Below are 18793 nucleotides of genomic sequence, written 5' to 3'. Positions count from 1 at the left end.
GCCGCTATTTCTCGTCGAAGGCGCGCAGCAGTTCCTCGGCCGCCAGGGCCGGGGTCAGCGAGCCGTCGCGGATCTGCTTTTCCACCTGCGCGCGAATCGCTTTCACGCCGGGACTGTCTGCCAGCCGGCGCAGCAGCTGATCGTGCACCATGGTCCAGGTCCAGTCGACCTGCTGGCGGCGGCGCTTCTCCGCGAACTCCCCCGCCTCGGTGAGCACCCGCCGGTGTTCGAGAACCGTATCCCAGAAGGTGTCCAGACCGGTGCCGTTCAGCCCGCTCATGGTGAGAACCGGTGGGCGCCACAGGGATTCGCGCGGATGGATCAGCCGCATCGCGCCCTGCAGTTCGCGCGCGGCCGCCCGCGCCTCCACCTCGTGGCGGCCGTCGGCCTTGTTGACCGCGACCAGGTCGGCCAGCTCCAGCACACCCTTCTTGATGCCCTGCAACTGATCTCCGGTGCGGGCCAGGGTGAGGAAGCAGAACACGTCGACCATATTGGCGACGGTCACCTCGGACTGGCCCACACCCACCGTCTCCACCAGGATCACGTCGTAACCGGCGGCCTCGAGCAGCACGATGGTTTCGCGGGTCGCCTTGGCGACACCGCCCAGTGTGCCCGCGGTCGGCGACGGGCGGATGAACGCCTCGCGCTCGACCGACAGCCGCGCCATGCGGGTCTTGTCGCCCAGAATCGATCCACCGGTGCGGGTCGAGGACGGATCCACCGCCAGCACCGCGACCCGATGTCCCTGGCCGATCAGATACATTCCGAGCGCGTCGATGAACGTCGACTTGCCCACGCCCGGAACGCCGGTGATACCGACGCGATTGGATTCGACGGCGCCACCTTCGGCCGTCAGCTCGAGCAGCAGGCGCTGCGCCGCCTCGCGGTGATCGGCGCGGGTGGATTCGACCAGGGTGATCGCGCGGGCGAGCGCGGCGCGCTGATTGTCGCGGATCGCACCTGCCAGTTCCGCCACATCGATGGTCCGGCGTCGCCCGCCGCCCTGCGACTGCGGTCCGTCCACGCGCAGCGCCGGGGGCAGGCCGCGGGCGGTGGACAGGGCCTGGGTTCCGGGCAACTCCGCGTCGGCGGGCAGCCCGGCCCCGGCGGGCGCATCGCCCGCCGGAGTCCGGTCGGCGTCGCTCATTCCGCCTCGGCTTGTCCGCCGATCTCGTGGCCGAGTTCGGCCGCCAGCTTCTGCAGTAGCCCGATCGCGGCGTCGGCGATCACGGTGCCCGGCGGGAAGATCGCCGCGGCGCCGGCGGCATACAGCTCGTCGAAATCACCGGGCGGGATCACACCGCCGACGATGACCATGATGTCGGGGCGTCCGACATCGGCCAGTGCCTGCCGTAGAGCGGGCACCAGCGTGAGGTGACCGGCCGCCAGCGAGGAGACACCGACGATGTGCACGTCGTTGTCGGCCGCCTGCTGGGCCACCTCTTCCGGGGTCTGGAACAGCGGGCCCACATCGACGTCCATGCCGAGGTCGGCGAAGGCGGTCGCGATCACCTTCTGACCGCGGTCGTGCCCGTCCTGGCCCATCTTGGCGACGAGGATGCGGGGGCGGCGGCCCTCGGCCTCGGCGAATTCCTCGACCAGCTCGATGGCCCTGCTGATGTTGGTCACCTTGCCGGCCTCCTCTCGGTAGACGCCCGACAGTGTGCGGATCTCGGCCTGGTGGCGACCGTACACCTTCTCCAGCGCGTCGGAGATCTCGCCGACGGTGGCCTTGGCGCGGGCGGCGTCGATGGCCAGGGCGAGCAGGTTGTTGCCCATCCCGCCTTCGGAAGATCCTGCGGCCCTGGTCAATTCGGCCAGCGCCCGCTCGACCTCGGCGCTGTCGCGCTCGGCGCGCAGGCGGCGCAGTTTCTCGTTCTGCTCGGCGCGCACGCGCGAGTTCTCGACCTTGAGGACCTCGATCTCCTGGTCCTCGGTCACCTGGTACTTGTTGACGCCGATCACCGGCTGCGCGCCGGTGTCGATGCGTGCCTGGGTGCGGGCCGCGGCCTCCTCGATGCGCAGCTTCGGGATGCCCTCCGAAATCGCCTGCGCCATACCGCCGTGCGCCTCGACCTCGGCGATGTGGGCCCGGGCCCGCTCGGCGAGCTGGTGGGTCAGCCACTCCACATAGTAGGAGCCGCCCCACGGGTCGATCGGGCGCGTGGTCCCCGACTCCTGCTGCAGCAGCAGCTGAGTGTTGCGGGCGATGCGGGCGGAGAAGTCGGTGGGCAGCGCCAGCGCCTCGTCGAGGGCGTTGGTGTGCAGCGACTGGGTGTGGCCCTGGGTCGCGGCCATCGCCTCGACACAGGTGCGCGCGACGTTGTTGAACACGTCCTGCGCGGTCAGCGACCAGCCCGAGGTCTGCGAGTGGGTGCGCAGCGACAGCGACTTCTGGCTCTTGGGCTCGAACTTCGACACCAGCTCGCTCCACAGCAGCCGGCCCGCGCGCAGCTTGGCGACCTCCATGAAGAAGTTCATGCCGATGGCCCAGAAGAACGACAGCCGCGGCGCGAACTGATCGATCTCCATCCCCGCGTCCAGGCCGGCGCGGATGTATTCGACACCGTCGGCCAGGGTGTAGGCCAGTTCCAGATCGGCGGTGGCCCCGGCTTCCTGGATGTGGTAGCCGGAGATGGAGATCGAGTTGAACTTCGGCATCTTCGCGGAGGTGTAGGCGAAGATGTCGGAGATGATCCGCATCGAGGGCTTGGGCGGATAGATGTAGGTGTTGCGGACCATGAACTCCTTCAGAATGTCGTTCTGAATGGTTCCGGCCAGCTGTTCGGGCTTGACGCCCTGTTCCTCGGCGGCGACGACGTAGAGCGCCAGGATCGGCAGCACCGCGCCGTTCATGGTCATCGAGACCGACACCTGGTCCAGCGGAATCTGATCGAACAGTTCCCGCATGTCCAGGATGGAGTCGATGGCGACACCGGCCATACCGACGTCACCGGTGACGCGCGGGTGATCGGAGTCGTAGCCGCGGTGGGTGGCCAGGTCGAAGGCGACCGACAGACCCTTCTGGCCCGCGGCCAGGTTGCGGCGGTAGAAGGCGTTGGAATCGGCGGCGGTGGAGAAACCCGCGTACTGGCGGATGGTCCACGGCTGATTCACGTACATGGTCGGGTACGGGCCGCGCACGAACGGCGCCACGCCGGGCACGCTGTCGAGCGGATAGCCTTCGGCGACAACGGCATCGCGGTCTGCCTTGGTGTACACCGGCGCGACGTCGATACCTTCGGGGGTCGCCCAGACCAGTTGTTCGGGCGCATAGCCGTTGGCGGCGGCCGATTCGGCGACGAACGCCTCGAAGTCGCCGCCACCGCTGCGCCCGACCGTCGGTTCACCCAGCGGTACCTCGGCGAAGCTGCCGATCACGTGGTTCACATCTCGAGTAGTCATTACGCTCCCAGCTTCTCCAGCAGGCCGGACAGGGTCGCCACCGCGTCCATGCGGGCCGTGAGGAATCCGTCCGGCCGCTGTGTGCCGCTCACCTCGGCCACCGCCTTCTCCGGTCCGGCCAGCAGTACCGTCGTCACGCCGGCGGCGCGCAACTGCTGCACGGCGGCCGCGGCCTCGGTGCCGTAGCGGGCGTCGCTGCCGCACAGCACCGCCATCGTCGCTCCGGATTCCGCTGCGGCCGAGCCGATCGCGGACGTCTCCAGCGCTCCCGGGTTCACCGTTTCGATGCCACCCGAGGCAAGCACATTCGCGGTGAAGGTCACGCGCACGTTGTGCTCGGCGACCGGGCCCAGCGGCACCAGCAGCGCACGCGGGCGGCGGCCGTGGGCGGCGAGGTAGGCATCCGAACGATTGCGCAGCGCCTCGAAGGCCGCGCCGTAACGCGCCACCGCATTCGTCGCACGCGCGGCCTCGGACAGCGGTTCCTCGGCGAGGTTCGGGAATTCGTTGACACCGGTGACCGCGGTGCGGCGGTGGGCGATATCGGATTCGCGGCGGGTCCGGGTGTCGGCGATGCGCTCGGCCAGCAGGCCGGACTCCAGGGCGGCGAGGTATCCGCCGGCGCGTTCGAGTTCCTGCATGAACGCCCACGCCGCACCGGCCACATCGGCGGTGAGACTCTCCACATGCCAGGAACCCGCGCCCGGGTCCTGCACATGTCCGAGATGCGACTCCTCGAGCAGCAGCAGCTGGGTGTTGCGTGCCATGCGTTCCGAGAACGCTTGCGACACACCGAGTTCCCCGGCCGGCAGGGCCGCGTCGAACGGCAGAACGGTGACCAGGTCCGCGCCGCCCACGCCGGCACCGAAAGCGGCCAGGGTGGTGCGCAGCATGTTCACCCACGGATCGCGCTGGCTCAGCATCGCCTCCGAGGTGACGGCGTGCTGCGGCGCGTTGCCGAAGTCCGGCGCTCCCGCCTCGTGCGCCACCCGCGCCCACAGCCGCCGGGCGGCACGGAATTTCGCGATCGTCTCGAACTGATCGTCGGTCGCCGCCAGCTGGAAACTCACCTGATCCAGCGCGTCGGCGATATCGAGGCCGGCGTCGGTGAGTGCGCGCAGGTAGTCCAGGCCCGCGGCGACGGCCGCGCCGATCTCCTGGGCGTCGGAGGCGCCGGCGTTGTGGAAGACCGTGCCGGATACCGTGATCGCACGGACGGTCTCGGTGCGGCCGGCGGCGGTGCGTGCCAGCTCGACCGCGGCGTCGAGGTCGGTGTCGGCCAGTCCGGCGAAGCGGCTGGTCAGCGGCGCCGCGCCGAGGAAGACGTGGATATCGGAGCGGTCGGCCACCTCGTAGCCGTCGAGCAGGGCCAGCACCTCGGCGGCGGCGGCCGGAGTGTCCGCACCCGCCCGCAGGCTCAGCGGAGCCAGCTCGAACAGCAGACCGCGCAGCGTGTCCGCCAGTCCCGCCACCGGGACGCCGTTATCGCCCACACCGAGCCAGACCGAGCTGACGCCGTTCTCCAGGACGGCGAGAATCTCCTCGTTCACGGCGGCCGGATCCGTTCCGCCGATGCGGGCGCTGACATGCCAGCCGCGGTGCACGTCCCGGGTGCCCTCGTTACCGCGCACGAACGGGAACTGTCCCGGCAGCGGTTGTTCGGGCAGTTCGTCGCGACGGGTGTACAGCGGCGCGACGGTCACTCCGTCGTAATTGGTGACCTCGAGCAGGCGCTCCGGCTCGTCACCGAGTTCGGATGCCTCGACCTTGCGGGATTTGGCCAGTACTCCGGCCACGCCCTTGCGCCATGCGGCGTATCCGGGCACGGTGTCCGCACCCGGATCTGAACCAATCGGCATCGCTGCTGTACCTCTTCCACTCGACTCCGATACTTCACTCGTACCGGATACCTACGCTGGGACCCAACTCTTCGCAGCGCCTTCGCAACCGCCTGTGTGACCCCTTCACAGTGCGACGGGCGTGCGATATCGGCAGGTCGACGACCAGTTCGGTTAACGATCATTCATCAACCTTCATTCGATGCTAGCCCGGTGTTCGCATACTCTTCGCACAGCCTCGCCATACCGACCGGTAACCTGTCGCGGTGCCGAGGACGACGGATGTGGCGTTGCGACTACTGCGCAATCGACGGGTCGTGATGCTGGTGATCCTCGCAACCGCCCTGGTCGCGGTCGCCCTGCTGGCCCCGCATCCGGCCCCGCAACAGATTCGGGACTGGGCCGATTCGGTCGGCCCGGTCTTTCCGCTGCTGTTCTTTCTCGTCCACGCGCTCGTAACGGTGGCGCCGTTTCCGCGCACCGTGTTCACACTGAGCGCCGGACTGTTGTTCGGGCCGATTCTCGGCATCACCCTCGCGGTCGCCGCGACGACGGTCAGCGCCGTGCTGGCTCTGCTGCTGGTCCGGGCGCTGGATCGGGATCAGGTCGCCGCGCGGTTGACCCATCCGGCGGTGCGGGCGGTGGATCGGCGGCTGGCCCGGCGCGGCTGGCTCGCGGTCGGCTCGCTGCGATTGATCGCACCGGTGCCGTTCTCGGTGATCAATTACTGCGCCGGACTGTCCTCGGTGCGGATGATGCCCTATCTGCTGGCCACCTTCGTGGGCATCATTCCCGGCACCATCGGCGTCGTCGTCCTCGGCGACGCGCTGACCGGCCGGACGAACCCGGGTCTGCTGGTGCTGTCGGGGGCGTGCATCACCATCGGCGTGATCGGGCTGGTCGTCGACGCCCGCTGGGGCGCAGAGCAATTCGCGGCCGTCGCCACCGACGCGGCCGAGGAGCCGGCGCCGCACTGACCCCGACACCGCCGCGGCCGCTCAGCGCGCGCGCAGTGCCAGTCCGGCCGGAACCGCCTCGAAGGCCTCGCGCACTCTGTCGGTCAGCGCGTCCCGGCCGCCGCGGCCGTCGGCGCGGACCCATTCCCGACCGGCCACGCTCCACGCCGAGGTCACCAGTTCGGCCAGGATGTGCAGTCGCAGATCGTCCGCGGGCAGTTCCAGGCGGTCGGCGAGGATCGTGACCGCATCGGCCTTCACGCCGTGGCGGTGGTACTCGACGTAGGCCAGTAGCGCCGGTGTGGTGCGGATGAGCCGGCGCGTCGCGACATATCGGCGATCCCACTCCGGTTCCAGATCGGCGACGGCCGCGGTCAGCGTCTCTCGCATCCCGTCCAGCACCACCCCGGTCAGCGGACGATTCACCAGCGCCGCGAGATATGCGGACCACAATTCGGCCTCCGCCTCGATCGCGGCCGCCTCCTTGGCCGGGTAGGTGCGGAAGAAGGTGCTGCGCGACACCTCGGCCTCGTCCACGAGTTCGTCGAGTGTCGTCGCGTCGAATCCGCGTTCGGTGAACAGCCGCAGGGCGGCGTCGGCCAGAGCGCGGCGGGTGCGCAGCCGTTTGCGCTCGCGCAGCGGCAGCGTGCGGTCGGATGCTGGATCGGGCATGCCGAGATGCTATCCGAACCCGGGTCCCAGGCACGTAAGAAATTGAGAATCGAATGAGACTTGCGCTCGTATGGAACTCAGTGTCAGAATTGGCGCATCGTCTCGTAGTCAGGAGTCCGCCATGTCCCCCGTCACCCTCGATCCGTCGGTCATCGGCCAGGCCGAAAAGCATCACAACGCGCTTCTGCATCGAGTCCTCGCCGGTACCGGCGTCGACGAGGCGCAGTGGATCACTCTCAGCCAGGCCGCGGCAGCAGGCGGCACCGTCGACCGCGAGCGGCATATCGCCACTCTCGCCGCGAAGACGACCTGGGCGCCCACCGTTGTCGCGACCGCCGCGACGCGGCTCACCGAGCGTGATCTGATGCGCGAGGCGCCGGACGGTGAACTCATGGTCACCGAGTCGGGCGCTCACCTCGTCGCGGACATCCGCTCCCGTACGAGCGCGGTGCTCGGCCGCGTCTACGGTTCGGTCCCGGCGGCCGACCTCGCGGTCGCCGGGCAGGTTCTCAGCATGATCACCGCCGGTCTGTCCCGCGAATTGGAAAGCTGACGATGACCACACCCGCCGCGTGGGAACGGAATTCCTGCGCGGCGCGCATCGTCGCCGGTACCGGAACGAGATAAAGCTCGTCCTCGCTCGGTAATGATGGGCGGCCGGGAGTATCGACGGCCGTAATAGGGCGGCCCGAACAGTGATCGGCTCTCGCTGCGCACAATCATTGTGTCGCGTCCCCGTCCGGACCAGAGTGCCTGTATCACTTTCGGTCCCGGCAGGAGGATGTATGGCCGCCACCGATGAACCGCGTTCGGGCGCTCGCGCCGTCGATCGTGCGATCGCGGTCCTGAACTGCTTCGACGGCGACGACCCCGAGCTGTCGGTCAGCGAACTGGCACAGCAGACGGGTCTGCCCGTCAGCACCACGCACCGACTGCTGCAGGCCCTCGTCCGCGGGCGACTGCTGGAACAGGACCATGCCAACGACCGCTACCGCATCGGGCACGGGCTCGCGTCGCTGGCGCGGCCGGCGCTGACGCGACTCGGCCTCGATTCGGCAGCGCCGCACCTCTACGCGCTGGCGGCGAATATCCGCATCTCGGTCAGTCTCAGCGTGCCCGACTCGCGCGACGCGCTGACCGTCTTCCAGGCGCGGCCCCCGGTCTCGTTCTGCCCCAACCAGATTCCACGGCCACGACGCCCGTTGCGATCCAGCGCCGCCGGGCACGCGCTGCTGGCGTTCTCCCCCGGCGACCGCCTGATCGAGACCTACGCCGGCCGCCACGAATCCGATCCGCCGGCGTCGGCCGATCTCGACCGGGTGCGCCGCGCCGGATTCGCGGTCGAGGTGATCGACAGCGACGATCCGATCCGTTCGGTCGCGGTGCCGATCGTCGGCCGTGGCCGGCAGGTACGCGGCGCGCTCTGTGTGCAGGCCCGGTCCGCACGCCTCGACGCCGACCTGATGCGCTCGATCCTGCCCCCGATGCGCCATATCGCGAACCGGATCGGCCCGCTGCTGCACGCCGAACCCGACGCCGCGGACACATCCTCGTAAGCCCTTCGCGCGCCCCGCATTTCGGCTGCGGAATTATCCTCACGCTGATTTCCACACTGTGAAAACACCGTTGCTCACCAGCACGGACAGCCGCACCATGTGATCAACGCAGGTTGCTGTGATCCGCATCGCCGGTCCGAGCACTTTCCGAGAAGGCATCCGATGAACGTCTCCCGACTCTTGACGCGCCGCCGTACGGTGGATCTCATGCGCGTCCCGCACGGGATCTGTCGCGCCTGAGCCCGGGCGCCATTGCCGTCGCCGAAAGTCCCGCCAGGCAATTCGTTTCGCCGATCTACCGGTCGCCGCCCCCGATGTGCGCGTGGCCGCAGACGCATCCAGTGAAAGAACCGATCATGTCGTTCAGACGACCCCGGGTGGTGCGCGCCCTCGCCGCCGTCCTCGCCCTGCCCGTACTCGCCGCGCTCGCCGCGGGCTGCTCGAGTTCCGGCGCCGGTACCACCGCCGACGGTAAGACCATCCTTCGCTACCAGGGCCAGGCCGGCTCCGTCACGCCCTACGAACTGGCCGCCGACCTCGGCTACTTCTCCAAGATCGAGCTGAAGTGGGAGGGCGACACCACCAGCGGCCCGGCCAATATTCAGGCCGCCACCACCAAGCAGATCGAATTCGGCAGCGCGTTCAACGGCGCGGTCGTCAAGCTCATCGCCGGCGGCGCACCGGTCACCTCGGTGCTCAGCTCCTACGGCGCCGACGGGCAGAGTTTCACCGGCTACTACGTCCGCGACGATTCGGGCATCAAGACCGCCAAGGACCTGATCGGGAAGAAGGTCGGCGTAAACACTCTCGGCGCCCATCACGAATTCATCACCCGGCAGTGGTTGCACGATCAGGGTCTGACCGACGACGAGATCAAACAGGTGCAGCTCGTGGTCCTTCCCCCGGTCAATACCGAGGACGCGCTGCGCAAGGGGCAGATCGACGTGGCGGCGCTGGGAGGCCCGCTGCAGGACATCGCGCTCGCGCACGGCGCCATCCACCCGCTCTACACCGACAAGGGCCTGTTCGGCGAATTCGACTACGGCACCTACGTTTTCCGCAACGACTACATCGCCGATCATCAGGACGCGGTGGCCGACTTCGTCCAGGGCACGGCCCGCGCGACCCGCTGGCTGCAGATCACTCCGCACGATCAGGCGGTGGCGCGACTGGCCGACATCATCCACAAGCGCGGCCGCAACGAGAACACCAAACTGCTCGACTCCTACAAGTCGTCCGGCATTCCGGTGCCCGGCGCGGTGATCCAGGAGCGAGAGCTGCAGATCTGGATCGACTGGCTGGTCCGCAACGGTGAGCTGCCGGCCGGGAAGTTCGCGGCCAAGGATCTCTACACCAACAAGTTCAACCCCTACGCCAACGGCAAGTATCCCGCCGAGAGCGGGCCGACCGGAGAGGTGGTGGCCGCCAAATGAACGTCACGGCAATCAAACTCGCGCTCGACGGGGTACGCAAGGAGTTTCCCGCGCGCGGCGCCGGAACTCCGTTCACCGCCCTGGAGAACATCACCGTGGACGTGCGCGACGGTGAATTCCTCGTGCTGGTCGGGCCCAGCGGTTCGGGTAAGTCGACCCTGCTGGACCTGCTGGGCGGGCTGACCCGGCCGACCCACGGCCAGATCCTGCTCGACGGCCGGCCGGTCACCGGCCCCGGACTCGACCGGGGGATCGTTTTCCAGCAGTACGCGCTGCTGCCGTGGCGCACCGCGCGCGGCAATATCGAATTCGGCTTGGAGGCCAAGCGCATCCGCCGGCGCGAGCGCCGCCGGATCGCCGACGAGTACCTGGAGCTGGTCGGCCTGACCGGCTTCGGCGACCGTTACCCGCACGAGTTGTCCGGCGGCATGAAACAGCGTGTGGCCATCGCGCGCAGCCTCGCCTTCGATCCCGAGGTGCTGCTGATGGACGAGCCGTTCGCCGCGCTCGACGCCCAGACCCGCGAATCGCTGCAGGACGAGCTGCTGCGCATCTGGCGCACCACCGGCAAGACCATCCTGTTCATCACCCACGACATCAACGAAGCCGTCTATCTGGGACAGCGGGTGGCCGTGCTCACCTCGCGGCCGGGACGGGTCAAGGCGGTGGTCGAAATCGATCTCGACCGCGACACCGACCCGGACGCCGACATCCGCTCCAGCGAACACTTCAGCGAAGTCCGGCATCGGATCTGGTCGCTGCTGCACGACGAGGTGGCCCGCGCACAGGGTCTCGAGCAGGCCGACCTCGCGGCCACCGACAGGAGGTAACACCATGTCCACCACATTGCCCGCCACCGCCGAACCCGTGCTGGTGTCGAAGAAATCCTCCGTCTCGACTGTGAGTGCGGCCGAGGCTCCCGCTCGCTCCACCGCCGGCACAGGGCGGCAGCTGGCCGCCCTGGCCGGTCGCTGGGGCTGGCGGCTGTTCAAGCCCGTCCTGGTCATCGGCCTGTTCCTGGCCTTCTGGGAGCTCGCGCCCCGCTTCGGCCTGGTCGATCAGATCTTTCTGCCGCCGTTCTCCACCGTCGTGCAGCGCGGAGATGAGCTGATCCGCAACGGCCAGCTCTGGGACAACACCTCCGCCAGTCTGGGCCGATCCCTGGTCGGCTTCGCGATCGCGGTGGCGTGCGCCGTTCCGGCCGGCGTCGCCATCGCGTGGTACAAGCCGGTGGCCGACTTCGTGAACCCCCTGCTCGAGCTGTTCCGCAACACCGCGGCGCTGGCGCTGCTGCCGGTGTTCATCCTGATCCTCGGCATCGGCGAGACCTCCAAGGTCGCGATCGTGGTCTACGCGGGCTTCTTCCCGATCCTGCTGAACACCATCAGCGGTGTTCGATCGGTCGACCCGCTGTTGATCAAATCGGCTGTGTCACTAGGCTTCTCGCCGCTGCGGCTGTTCCAGAAGGTCATCCTGCCCGCCGCGGTCCCGACCATCTTCACCGGCATCCGGATGGCGGCCTCGGCCTCGATCCTGGTCCTGATCGCCACCGAGATGTCCGGTGCGCGAGCGGGACTCGGCTATCTCATCACCGCCGCACAGCAGAATTTCCAGATCCCCGACATGTATGTCGGGATCGTCGCCATCGCGATCGTCGGCCTGGTCTACAACGCCGTACTCGTCGCGATCGAACGCCGCCTCACCCGCTGGCGCCCGCAAACCGATCGCTGAAGCACTACACCGAAGGGACGACGACGCTCGATGTCGCCATCACCGAAAACCTTTCATCTCAACGCCTTTCTGATGGGCGTCGGTCATCACGAGGCGGCCTGGCGCCATCCGCGCACCGAGGAACGGCGCGTGCTCGACGTGAAGCATTTCCAGGAATTGGGCCGCATCGCCGAGCGCGGCAAACTGGATTCGGTCTTCTTCGCCGACGGTCTGGCGGTGGGCCCGCGCATTCAGCGCAATACGCTCGCGGTGTTCGAACCGGTGACATTGCTGTCGGCCATCGCCGCGGCGACCGAACATATCGGTCTCATCGCGACGGCCTCGACGACCTATAACGAACCGTTCAATCTGGCCCGCAAATTCGCCTCGCTCGACCACATCAGCGGCGGTCGTGCCGGATGGAACATCGTCACGTCCGGCAGCGTCGACGAGGCCTACAATTTCGGCTACGACGCCATTCCCGAACATGCTCGGCGATATGAGCGCGCCACCGAATTCGTCGATGTCGCTTTGCAGTTGTGGGACAGCTGGGAGTCCTCGGCCATCGTGCTCGACCCCGAGGCCGGTGTCTTCGCCGACCCGGACAAGGTGCACACCATCGACTACGACAGCGACCGGTTCCGGGTGCGCGGCCCGCTGAACTCCCCGCGCGGACCGCAGGGCCGGCCACTGCTGGTGCAGGCCGGATCCTCCGAGAGCGGAAAGGAATTCGCCGCCCGCTACGCCGAGGCGGTGTTCACCGCGCAGCGCACCCTGGAGGAGGGGCAGCGCTTCTATCGCGATCTGAAATCACGGCTGCCGAAGTACGGCCGCGGTGCCGACGAGCTGAAGGTGCTTCCCGGTCTGGTGCCCTACATCGCCGATACACCCGCCGAAGCCCTGGCACTGGAGCAGGAGTTCACCGATCTCATCTCCCCCGACTACGCGTTGCGCCAGCTGTCCACGCAGCTGGGCATCGATCTGACCGACCATCCGCTGGACGCGCCGCTGCCGCCGCTGCCGGTGGAAAGCGAGATCGAGGGCAACAAGTCCCGGTTCACGCTGGTCAAGGAGCTGGCCACGCAGGAGCAGCTGACCGTGCGCCAGCTGATCGGCAAACTCGGCGGCGGGCGCGGACATCGCAGCTTCGCCGGCACGCCGGAACAGATCGCCGACGAACTGCAGACGTGGTTCGAGGCGGGCGCGGCGGACGGATTCAACATCATGCCGCCGTATCTGCCCGGCGGACTCACCGATTTCGTCGACCGGGTGGTGCCGATCCTGCAGGAACGGGGCCTGTTCCGCACCGAATACACCGCCGACACCCTGCGCGGGCACTACGGACTCGCGCCGGTGGAGAGCCGGTTCGCGGCCGGAGCCGCGATCAGCGCCTGACCGGCGGATACAACGCGACAGGCCCCTTCCGGGTAGATCCGGGAGGGGCCTGTCTGCACGCTGTGTATGCGGACGAACCGCGGGCGGAGGCGAACCTTACAGGTTGGCGCCACACACCGGCCAGGCGCCGGGGCCCTGGCTGGCGAGCACGTTCTCCGCGACGCGGATCTGCTCGGAGCGGCTGGCGTTGGCCGGGTTGCCACTGCCGCCGTTGGCGTTCCAAGTGCTCTGGGTGAACTGCAGGCCGCCGTAGAAACCGTTTCCGGTGTCGGCGCCCCAGTTGCCGCTGGCCTCGCACTGCGCCACCGCATCCCAGTCGTGGCCGCCGTCGGCAGACGCGGTAGCGGTCAGGCCGAAGGGGACGGCGACGATGGCGCCGGCGACGGCGGCGAAGCCGAGTGCGCGAGTGCTGAACTTACGGTTACGAGACATGTGGTTTTCCCTGCCTGCGCCCAGCCGGCCCGATGGTGACGATTACGGGTCCCTGTCCCCAGGTATGTCGGGGTCGAACTCGAACCGCGGGACAGGGTTGCCGGTGTTCAGCGATTCGAGCGTCAGCCCGGAATTCCGAGCTGCAAACGACCGTAACGGAGAAATCTCGATACATCACGTTGCGATAACAACCGAACTGTCTCAACCCATCGTGGAGGATATTCACGTTTACGCAGCGCATGGTGCGATAAACGCGCGTTACATAACTGTAGTTATATAAACGTTATGTGGTCGAGATCACTGAGATATAGTGATCCCCGTCGCATGACAACGCCCGAAATCGGTCATTTCACCCACCCGAATCACCTACAGACACCCAAAGGTGCCGGTCAGAGGGCTAACGCTCGGACACGGTGACGGGCCACCGGTCCACCGTCTCCAGCGACGTGAGCTGGGCATTCTCCAGTGCATGCGCGACACGCCGACCGTAACGAGATGCCAGGGCGGGAGTCCGGCCCACCCCGCCGGGACGGCGCCGCTCGGCATAGGCCAGCCAGCCCGAGGCCTGACGCAGGATCTCGCCCGTGCTCAGCGGCCCCGCGAGCAGCAGACCGCCGTATTCGGGCACGACCGCCACCGCACTGCCCAGATGCTGCAGGCACCGGCAGATTCCCAGTTCGTGCCCGAGATCGCGGTAGACGGTCAGCGCCAGCAGCCACCAGCGCATCGCGCGCCGGGGCTCCCCGCGCATCCACCACAGCAGCCCCAGCGTTTCGAACGTGTGCGCCCGGCCGGACGGGTTGCGTCCGCCGCGGGTCAGGGTTTCGGCCAGCTCGAGACGGTCGCGGGCGGCATCCAGGCGGCCTTCGTGCATATGTGCGATGGCCAGGTCGTTCAGCGCACAGACCTCGGCGGCGATATCGCGCCGTGGCAGCAGCCACCACGCACGCTCGAAACCGGCCACGATGTCGGGCAGTGGGTACTCGCCACCCGGCAAGCGGTCGAAATCGCGCATCGCCTCGGCATGCGCGCGCCGGGCGTCCAGGCCCGTACTCCGGCGTGGACGGTTGCGGCGCCGCTTCCGGAGCGGACGCGGCCATCCCCGGCGTGTCGCGGTATCGAGCGCGAGATCGCAGCGGATCGATGCCAGTTCACGGATCTGCGGATGCGCCGGGCCGCTCAACGCCAGCATCGCCCGCGCCGCGGGGCCATCGGAAGGGGCCCCGATCCGCGCGTACCAGAGGTCGAGCGCGTCGGCGATCCGAGCCAGGGCCGCAATGTCGAGTTCGACGCCGTGATCGCAGTCGGCGCATGCGCGCACCAGCTCGGCCAGCCGGTCCGCGGTGCCCGTGAACCACCGATGCGCGCCGGCGCCGAGCCGATCCGAATCCAGGGCCACCGCCCAGCGCGTCGCCCGGTCGGAGTAGTGCCGGATCAGCGCGGGCCACGCGGCCCGCCACTGCGGTGTGCGGCGGACGACGGCGCGATCCGGCGATGTCGTGGTCTTCGCGACGGCGAATCGATCGTGTCCGTCGTGGACGATCACGCCGTGGGCGGCGAGCCGGATCAGAACCTCGCCGGTCGTACGCTGAACCACCGCCCGCTCTCCCGGCAGGACCGTCGCGGAGTCGAGCATCGCGGTCACCGTGTCGTAGAGCGCGGCGGCCTCGTAGTCGGTGAACGGCAGTGCCCGCAGGACGACGGCGACGACCGCATCGGTCGCGTCCAGCGGCTGCGTCCGGGCCGGCGCGAGCGCGGGCAGCGCCGCGACGGTCCGCTCGACCACGGGTGGCGGCTGCACCAGGTCCGCGGTGAGATCCAGTTCCCGCCGGACACGCGCGCCCTCGCGCATATCCATCGTCTTGCGCCACAGCACATACAGCGCGGCGGCCGCCACCACCGCGACCGCCACCCAGCGCAGCACCCCCGCCAGCGAGTTCAGCACCCGGCTCTGCCCGACCGAACCCTCCAGCAGTTTCGCCACCACCTCGAGCAGCAGCGACGACGACATCACCCACGCGGCACCCAGAAACCCTTGCCAGACAGAGGATTTCGGGGTGGCGATGAGCTGCGACGCGATGTCGTGCTCGGGCCGGTGCGAGTGGCCGCTCATCGCACGATCCCGCCCGTCAATCCCGGAACCAGGAAGCGGCGCCAGGTCATCAGCAACAGCAGTACCGGTGGGACCGTCGACAGCAGCGCCCCGGCCGCGAGATGGGCGGCGTTCTCCTGGAATTGCCGCGCGTCGCCCCACAGCAGCAGCGACCACGGACTGACATCGGCGCCGCTGACCATCAATCCGATGAAGAAGTCGTTCCACACATGAATCAGTTCGAGCACCGCGACCGCGCCGACGGCGGGCCACGCGGTCGACACCACGCGGCCCAGCACGGCCCACGGTTTGGCCAGACCGTGCAGGGCGTCGGCGGCCGGACCGTCCGAGGGCGCGAGCAGCGCTCCGCGCAGAATCAGGATCGCGATGGGCAATCCGATCGCGGCGTGCACCACGATCAGCGAGGAGAACGACGTCCCGGTCAATCCCATCCGCTCGATGACGCGCCGGATCGGCCCGACGTAGAGCTGCGCGGGCAGCACGGTGAACACCACCAGCACCACCACCGCGATCCGCGAACGCAGCGCATCGGCGGGCAGCGCGGCGAGCTGATGGGCGACCGGGAACGCCGCACCGATGACGAGAACGGTGGCCCACACCGCCACCCAGCCCGTATTGGCCATGGCATGCAACAACTCTCGGTGCTGCCACACCGATCCGGCGCCGGCGAGGGCGGGCCCGTCGGCGCCCACCCAGCTGAACACCACCAACGCCAGCAACGGCCCCAGCGACAGCGACGAGACCGCCACGAGGCGAAGGACGCCGCGCGCGGTGCGTCGCGTGCGCACCGGATCGGCGCTCGGACGGCGCATCCAGCCGACGCGGTGGCGGCGCACGTCGGTCTGCAGAATCCACGCCGCCGAGCCGATCAGCACCGCCAGCGGCAGCGAATAGGCCGCGGCCACACCGGGATCGGCATCGGGATCCGAGACCAGCCGCCACCAGTGCACGGTCGCCGAGTCCAGCGAATACTGCAGCGATCCCGGCACCGCGATCAGAATGATGTCGAAGATCCGCGCCGCGGCGACGGCGACGACGAGGCCGAGGATCAGGAAGACCGGGCGTACCAATTCGAACAGCCGGGCCCGGGTCCGGCCCGCGCCACGCGCGTCCTCGAGGTAGCCGCGCCGCACCGGATCGGCCTCGATGGCGGCGATCGCGGCGCGGAACAGCGCGAACAGCGCACCCAGCCAGCACCAGACGAAGGCCGCGATCAACAGGGTCATCAGCCACACGCGCTGGCCGGCCACGCCCGGCACCGGCATCCGGTAGTCGGGATTCTCGGCCAGCAGGCGCAGGGCCAGTCCGGCGACGAACGCGGAAACGCCGAACGGCAGGATCAGCGGTGGCCACGGCCACCAGCCCCGGCGGCCACGCCAGGCCAGTTCCAACGCCAGGACCAGCACGGCCAGCGCGCACAGCACCCACACGAGCGTCCGCACATAGGCGCCGCGCCCACCGGGCCCCAGTTCGACGCCGATTCCCCGAATCGTCACCACGAGCGCGACCACCACGACGGGCCACCACAGCGAACGCCACCGAATCCGTGCGACGAGGCGCGCGCCGTCCGGCGCCTCGCGGCGAAACACGGTCGGCCACAATCGATGGCGCAGCAATGTCCAGCGACCCCGCACCGCCGCCGCCGCGAGCGCGCGCACCGCGTCGTCGCGGCGCCACAGCAGCGTGCCCGCCGCGACCAGTACCATCAGCAGCGCACACCAGCCGACCATCGCCCACTGTGCGCGGATCGCGGTCCACACCGTGGTGGCGGCCGGCCCGACCAGCAGCAGCAGGATCAGCACCAGCGCCGGCAGCTGCGCGGGCCACATCGACCACCGCCGAGGGTGGCGTCCCGGGATCACCGGACCGGCGATGCGTGTGAGCGCCGGCTCCAGATCCAGTCCGTGCGCGTGGATGTGGCCGGCCGTCATCGCGCTCTCCGTTCGAACTCATCGAGTGCGCGCACCGCGTGATCGACCGCCGCGTCGAGTCGGTCGGCGTGGCCGTCGCCGACGGTGACGAGCAGGTCGGTCAGCACCCGCCACAGGCCGTCGCGCCGCCCGGCGGCGCCGATGAGATCGGCGAAATCGAACGCCGACCACGAATGCAACTGACCCGCAACCGGATCCAGCATCGGCGCGTGGTCCGGGACGGTGCGCGGACTCGGTGCCAGGAAGCCGCCGTAGTCGCCGATCCAGGCCGAGACGGCGCCCGGCGCGGTCAGTGCGCCGAGCACCGGCACCGCATCGTGGGCCCCGGCGGCGGTCGCGACGATCACGTCGCCGCCGCCGATGGCCGGGCGCGGGCCCCCGGGCGCCACCGCCGGAAAGGGCATGACGCCCACGGCGTCCGCGGGCCGGCCGGCCCGGCGCAGGCAGCTACGCACGATCGGTTCCGCGAAATCGGGGGCCACCACCATCGCCGCGGTGCGCCGTTCGAACACCTCGCGCACCGATTCCGGAAATTGCCGGGTCAGGGTGGCGGCGATACCGCCCGGGAAGGTGCCACGCGGCGCCCACATGGTGCCCAGCCGGTACAGGGTCGCCCGCACCGCGTCGCGATCCCATTCTCGCGGACGGTCCGGCTCGCCGGCGGCAGCCAAATCCTCGTAGTCCCAGGCGGATTCGCCGTAGAGAATGTTGCCGAACAGGTCGGCCAGCACCCAGCCGTCGGCGCCGCCCAGCGCCAGTGGACGGCGGGCGGTCGCCTCCGCGATACGCTGCGGCCACTGCGAGACGGTCCAGTCGCGCGGGTCGTCGCGCGGCCGGTCGCCGCCGAAGGCGTAGCGGTCGTACCACACCAGCGACTTGTCGGCCGCCTTGAACGGAATGCCGTAGAGCGCACCGTCTTTCCACAGCAGCGAGCGCCACCGATCCGGATAGCGCGGTCCCGCCGCGTCGTGCCACAGTGTGGGCGGCAGTGCGCGCAACACCCCGCCCGCCAGCTCACCGATCCGTCCGACCTCGGGCAACATCACCAGATCGGGGGCGGAACGGCCGCGCGCCTGCAGGGCCGTATCGATGTCGTCGCCGAGCGGTAACACCGCGACCGTGGCACCCAGCCCCGCATCGTCGAGCACCCGGCGGAACGCGGCGAGCTCGGATCCGCTCCAGGGCACCGCGATTCGCACCGAGGCGGGATGGCCGAACAGCACTCCGGGGGCGCATGCGGTGAGCATCGGCGCCAACGCCGCGGCACGCAGCACCGCCCGCCGTGTCGCCATGCCCACCCCCGAGTCCGCGTGCCCTGCACCGACATTCGAATGCCGGTCCGCGTGATT

General features: G+C 69.1%; 15 protein-coding genes. 7 read left to right on the top strand and 8 right to left on the bottom strand.

Annotated elements, in window-relative coordinates:
- Positions 1–4: 4 nt before the first annotated feature.
- From meaB to RJ03_RS11405, 3 genes are read right to left on the bottom strand one after another with little or no spacing between them, the layout of a single operon-like run.
- On the bottom strand, positions 5–1150 hold the full coding sequence (gene meaB, locus RJ03_RS11415) for a methylmalonyl Co-A mutase-associated GTPase MeaB (protein WP_083870753.1): 1146 nt from the start codon (positions 1148–1150) through the stop codon (positions 5–7).
- Positions 1147–3408, bottom strand: coding sequence for a methylmalonyl-CoA mutase (gene scpA, locus RJ03_RS11410; protein ID WP_036501103.1), 2262 nt, complete (start codon positions 3406–3408; stop codon positions 1147–1149). The genes meaB and scpA overlap by 4 nt, the downstream gene beginning before the upstream one ends.
- Positions 3408–5267 carry a methylmalonyl-CoA mutase family protein gene (locus RJ03_RS11405; protein ID WP_083870752.1) on the bottom strand — a complete coding sequence of 620 codons (1860 nt, stop codon included), beginning with the start codon at positions 5265–5267 and terminating at the stop codon, positions 3408–3410. Before RJ03_RS11405 ends, scpA begins: the two co-directional genes overlap by 1 nt.
- A gap of 299 nt (positions 5268–5566) precedes the next feature.
- Between RJ03_RS11405 and RJ03_RS11400 the strand changes: the two genes are divergently transcribed.
- Positions 5567–6223, top strand: a complete 657-nt coding sequence (locus tag RJ03_RS11400) for a TVP38/TMEM64 family protein (RefSeq protein ID WP_051024576.1) — start codon at positions 5567–5569, stop codon at positions 6221–6223.
- Between the two features lie 21 nt (positions 6224–6244).
- Here RJ03_RS11400 and RJ03_RS11395 read toward each other — a convergent pair whose 3' ends face one another.
- Positions 6245–6874 (bottom strand): TetR family transcriptional regulator, encoded by a 630-nt coding sequence (locus RJ03_RS11395; RefSeq protein ID WP_036501101.1) that lies wholly within the window; start codon positions 6872–6874, stop codon positions 6245–6247.
- A gap of 121 nt (positions 6875–6995) precedes the next feature.
- On the opposite strand from RJ03_RS11395, the gene RJ03_RS34970 reads away from it, so the two are divergent.
- From RJ03_RS34970 to RJ03_RS11365, 6 genes are all read left to right on the top strand, one after another.
- The gene (locus tag RJ03_RS34970; protein ID WP_051024567.1) at positions 6996–7427 is read left to right on the top strand and encodes a hypothetical protein; all 432 of its coding nucleotides are present in this window, start codon (positions 6996–6998) and stop codon (positions 7425–7427) included.
- Positions 7428–7659: 232 nt separating this feature from the next.
- Positions 7660–8430 carry an IclR family transcriptional regulator gene (locus RJ03_RS11385; RefSeq protein ID WP_036501100.1) on the top strand — a complete coding sequence of 257 codons (771 nt, stop codon included), beginning with the start codon at positions 7660–7662 and terminating at the stop codon, positions 8428–8430.
- A 356-nt stretch (positions 8431–8786) separates the two neighbouring features.
- Positions 8787–9863: an ABC transporter substrate-binding protein gene (locus RJ03_RS11380; protein ID WP_036501135.1), complete on the top strand. Its 1077-nt coding sequence runs from the start codon at positions 8787–8789 to the stop codon at positions 9861–9863.
- Positions 9860–10693 (top strand): ABC transporter ATP-binding protein, encoded by an 834-nt coding sequence (locus tag RJ03_RS11375; protein ID WP_036501098.1) that lies wholly within the window; start codon positions 9860–9862, stop codon positions 10691–10693. The genes RJ03_RS11380 and RJ03_RS11375 overlap by 4 nt, the downstream gene beginning before the upstream one ends.
- Positions 10694–10697: 4 nt before the next feature.
- Positions 10698–11594, top strand: a complete 897-nt coding sequence (locus RJ03_RS11370) for an ABC transporter permease (RefSeq protein WP_036501096.1) — start codon at positions 10698–10700, stop codon at positions 11592–11594.
- A gap of 30 nt (positions 11595–11624) precedes the next feature.
- Positions 11625–12968 (top strand): LLM class flavin-dependent oxidoreductase, encoded by a 1344-nt coding sequence (locus tag RJ03_RS11365; RefSeq protein ID WP_036501094.1) that lies wholly within the window; start codon positions 11625–11627, stop codon positions 12966–12968.
- A 96-nt stretch (positions 12969–13064) separates the two neighbouring features.
- Here RJ03_RS11365 and RJ03_RS11360 read toward each other — a convergent pair whose 3' ends face one another.
- From RJ03_RS11360 to RJ03_RS11345, 4 genes are all read right to left on the bottom strand, one after another.
- The gene (locus RJ03_RS11360; RefSeq protein WP_036501092.1) at positions 13065–13400 is read right to left on the bottom strand and encodes a transglycosylase family protein; all 336 of its coding nucleotides are present in this window, start codon (positions 13398–13400) and stop codon (positions 13065–13067) included.
- Positions 13401–13797: 397 nt separating this feature from the next.
- Positions 13798–15513 carry a hypothetical protein gene (locus RJ03_RS11355; protein ID WP_036501090.1) on the bottom strand — a complete coding sequence of 572 codons (1716 nt, stop codon included), beginning with the start codon at positions 15511–15513 and terminating at the stop codon, positions 13798–13800.
- A complete protein-coding gene (locus RJ03_RS11350; protein ID WP_036501089.1) occupies positions 15510–17444 on the bottom strand; it encodes a hypothetical protein in 1935 nt (644 codons plus the stop codon). Before RJ03_RS11350 ends, RJ03_RS11355 begins: the two co-directional genes overlap by 4 nt.
- A partial coding sequence (locus RJ03_RS11345; RefSeq protein WP_306304671.1) for an ABC transporter substrate-binding protein occupies positions 17441–18793 on the bottom strand: 1353 nt, incomplete at its 5' end. The genes RJ03_RS11350 and RJ03_RS11345, both read right to left, overlap by 4 nt.

It is taken from the genome of Nocardia aobensis NBRC 100429, from assembly GCF_000308375.1.
GTDB lineage: Bacteria > Actinomycetota > Actinomycetes > Mycobacteriales > Mycobacteriaceae > Nocardia > Nocardia aobensis.
This window is presented reverse-complemented; position numbering and strand designations above follow the sequence as displayed.

Coding starts and splice junctions, on each gene's coding strand:
- meaB (WP_083870753.1), bottom strand. CDS start 1,150: ATGAGCGACGCCGACCGGACTCCGGCGGGCGATGCGCCCGCCGGGGCC.
- scpA (WP_036501103.1), bottom strand. CDS start 3,408: ATGACTACTCGAGATGTGAACCACGTGATCGGCAGCTTCGCCGAGGTA.
- RJ03_RS11405 (WP_083870752.1), bottom strand. CDS start 5,267: ATGCCGATTGGTTCAGATCCGGGTGCGGACACCGTGCCCGGATACGCC.
- RJ03_RS11400 (WP_051024576.1), top strand. CDS start 5,567: ATGCTGGTGATCCTCGCAACCGCCCTGGTCGCGGTCGCCCTGCTGGCC.
- RJ03_RS11395 (WP_036501101.1), bottom strand. CDS start 6,874: ATGCCCGATCCAGCATCCGACCGCACGCTGCCGCTGCGCGAGCGCAAA.
- RJ03_RS34970 (WP_051024567.1), top strand. CDS start 6,996: ATGTCCCCCGTCACCCTCGATCCGTCGGTCATCGGCCAGGCCGAAAAG.
- RJ03_RS11385 (WP_036501100.1), top strand. CDS start 7,660: ATGGCCGCCACCGATGAACCGCGTTCGGGCGCTCGCGCCGTCGATCGT.
- RJ03_RS11380 (WP_036501135.1), top strand. CDS start 8,787: ATGTCGTTCAGACGACCCCGGGTGGTGCGCGCCCTCGCCGCCGTCCTC.
- RJ03_RS11375 (WP_036501098.1), top strand. CDS start 9,860: ATGAACGTCACGGCAATCAAACTCGCGCTCGACGGGGTACGCAAGGAG.
- RJ03_RS11370 (WP_036501096.1), top strand. CDS start 10,698: ATGTCCACCACATTGCCCGCCACCGCCGAACCCGTGCTGGTGTCGAAG.
- RJ03_RS11365 (WP_036501094.1), top strand. CDS start 11,625: ATGTCGCCATCACCGAAAACCTTTCATCTCAACGCCTTTCTGATGGGC.
- RJ03_RS11360 (WP_036501092.1), bottom strand. CDS start 13,400: ATGTCTCGTAACCGTAAGTTCAGCACTCGCGCACTCGGCTTCGCCGCC.
- RJ03_RS11355 (WP_036501090.1), bottom strand. CDS start 15,513: ATGAGCGGCCACTCGCACCGGCCCGAGCACGACATCGCGTCGCAGCTC.
- RJ03_RS11350 (WP_036501089.1), bottom strand. CDS start 17,444: ATGACGGCCGGCCACATCCACGCGCACGGACTGGATCTGGAGCCGGCG.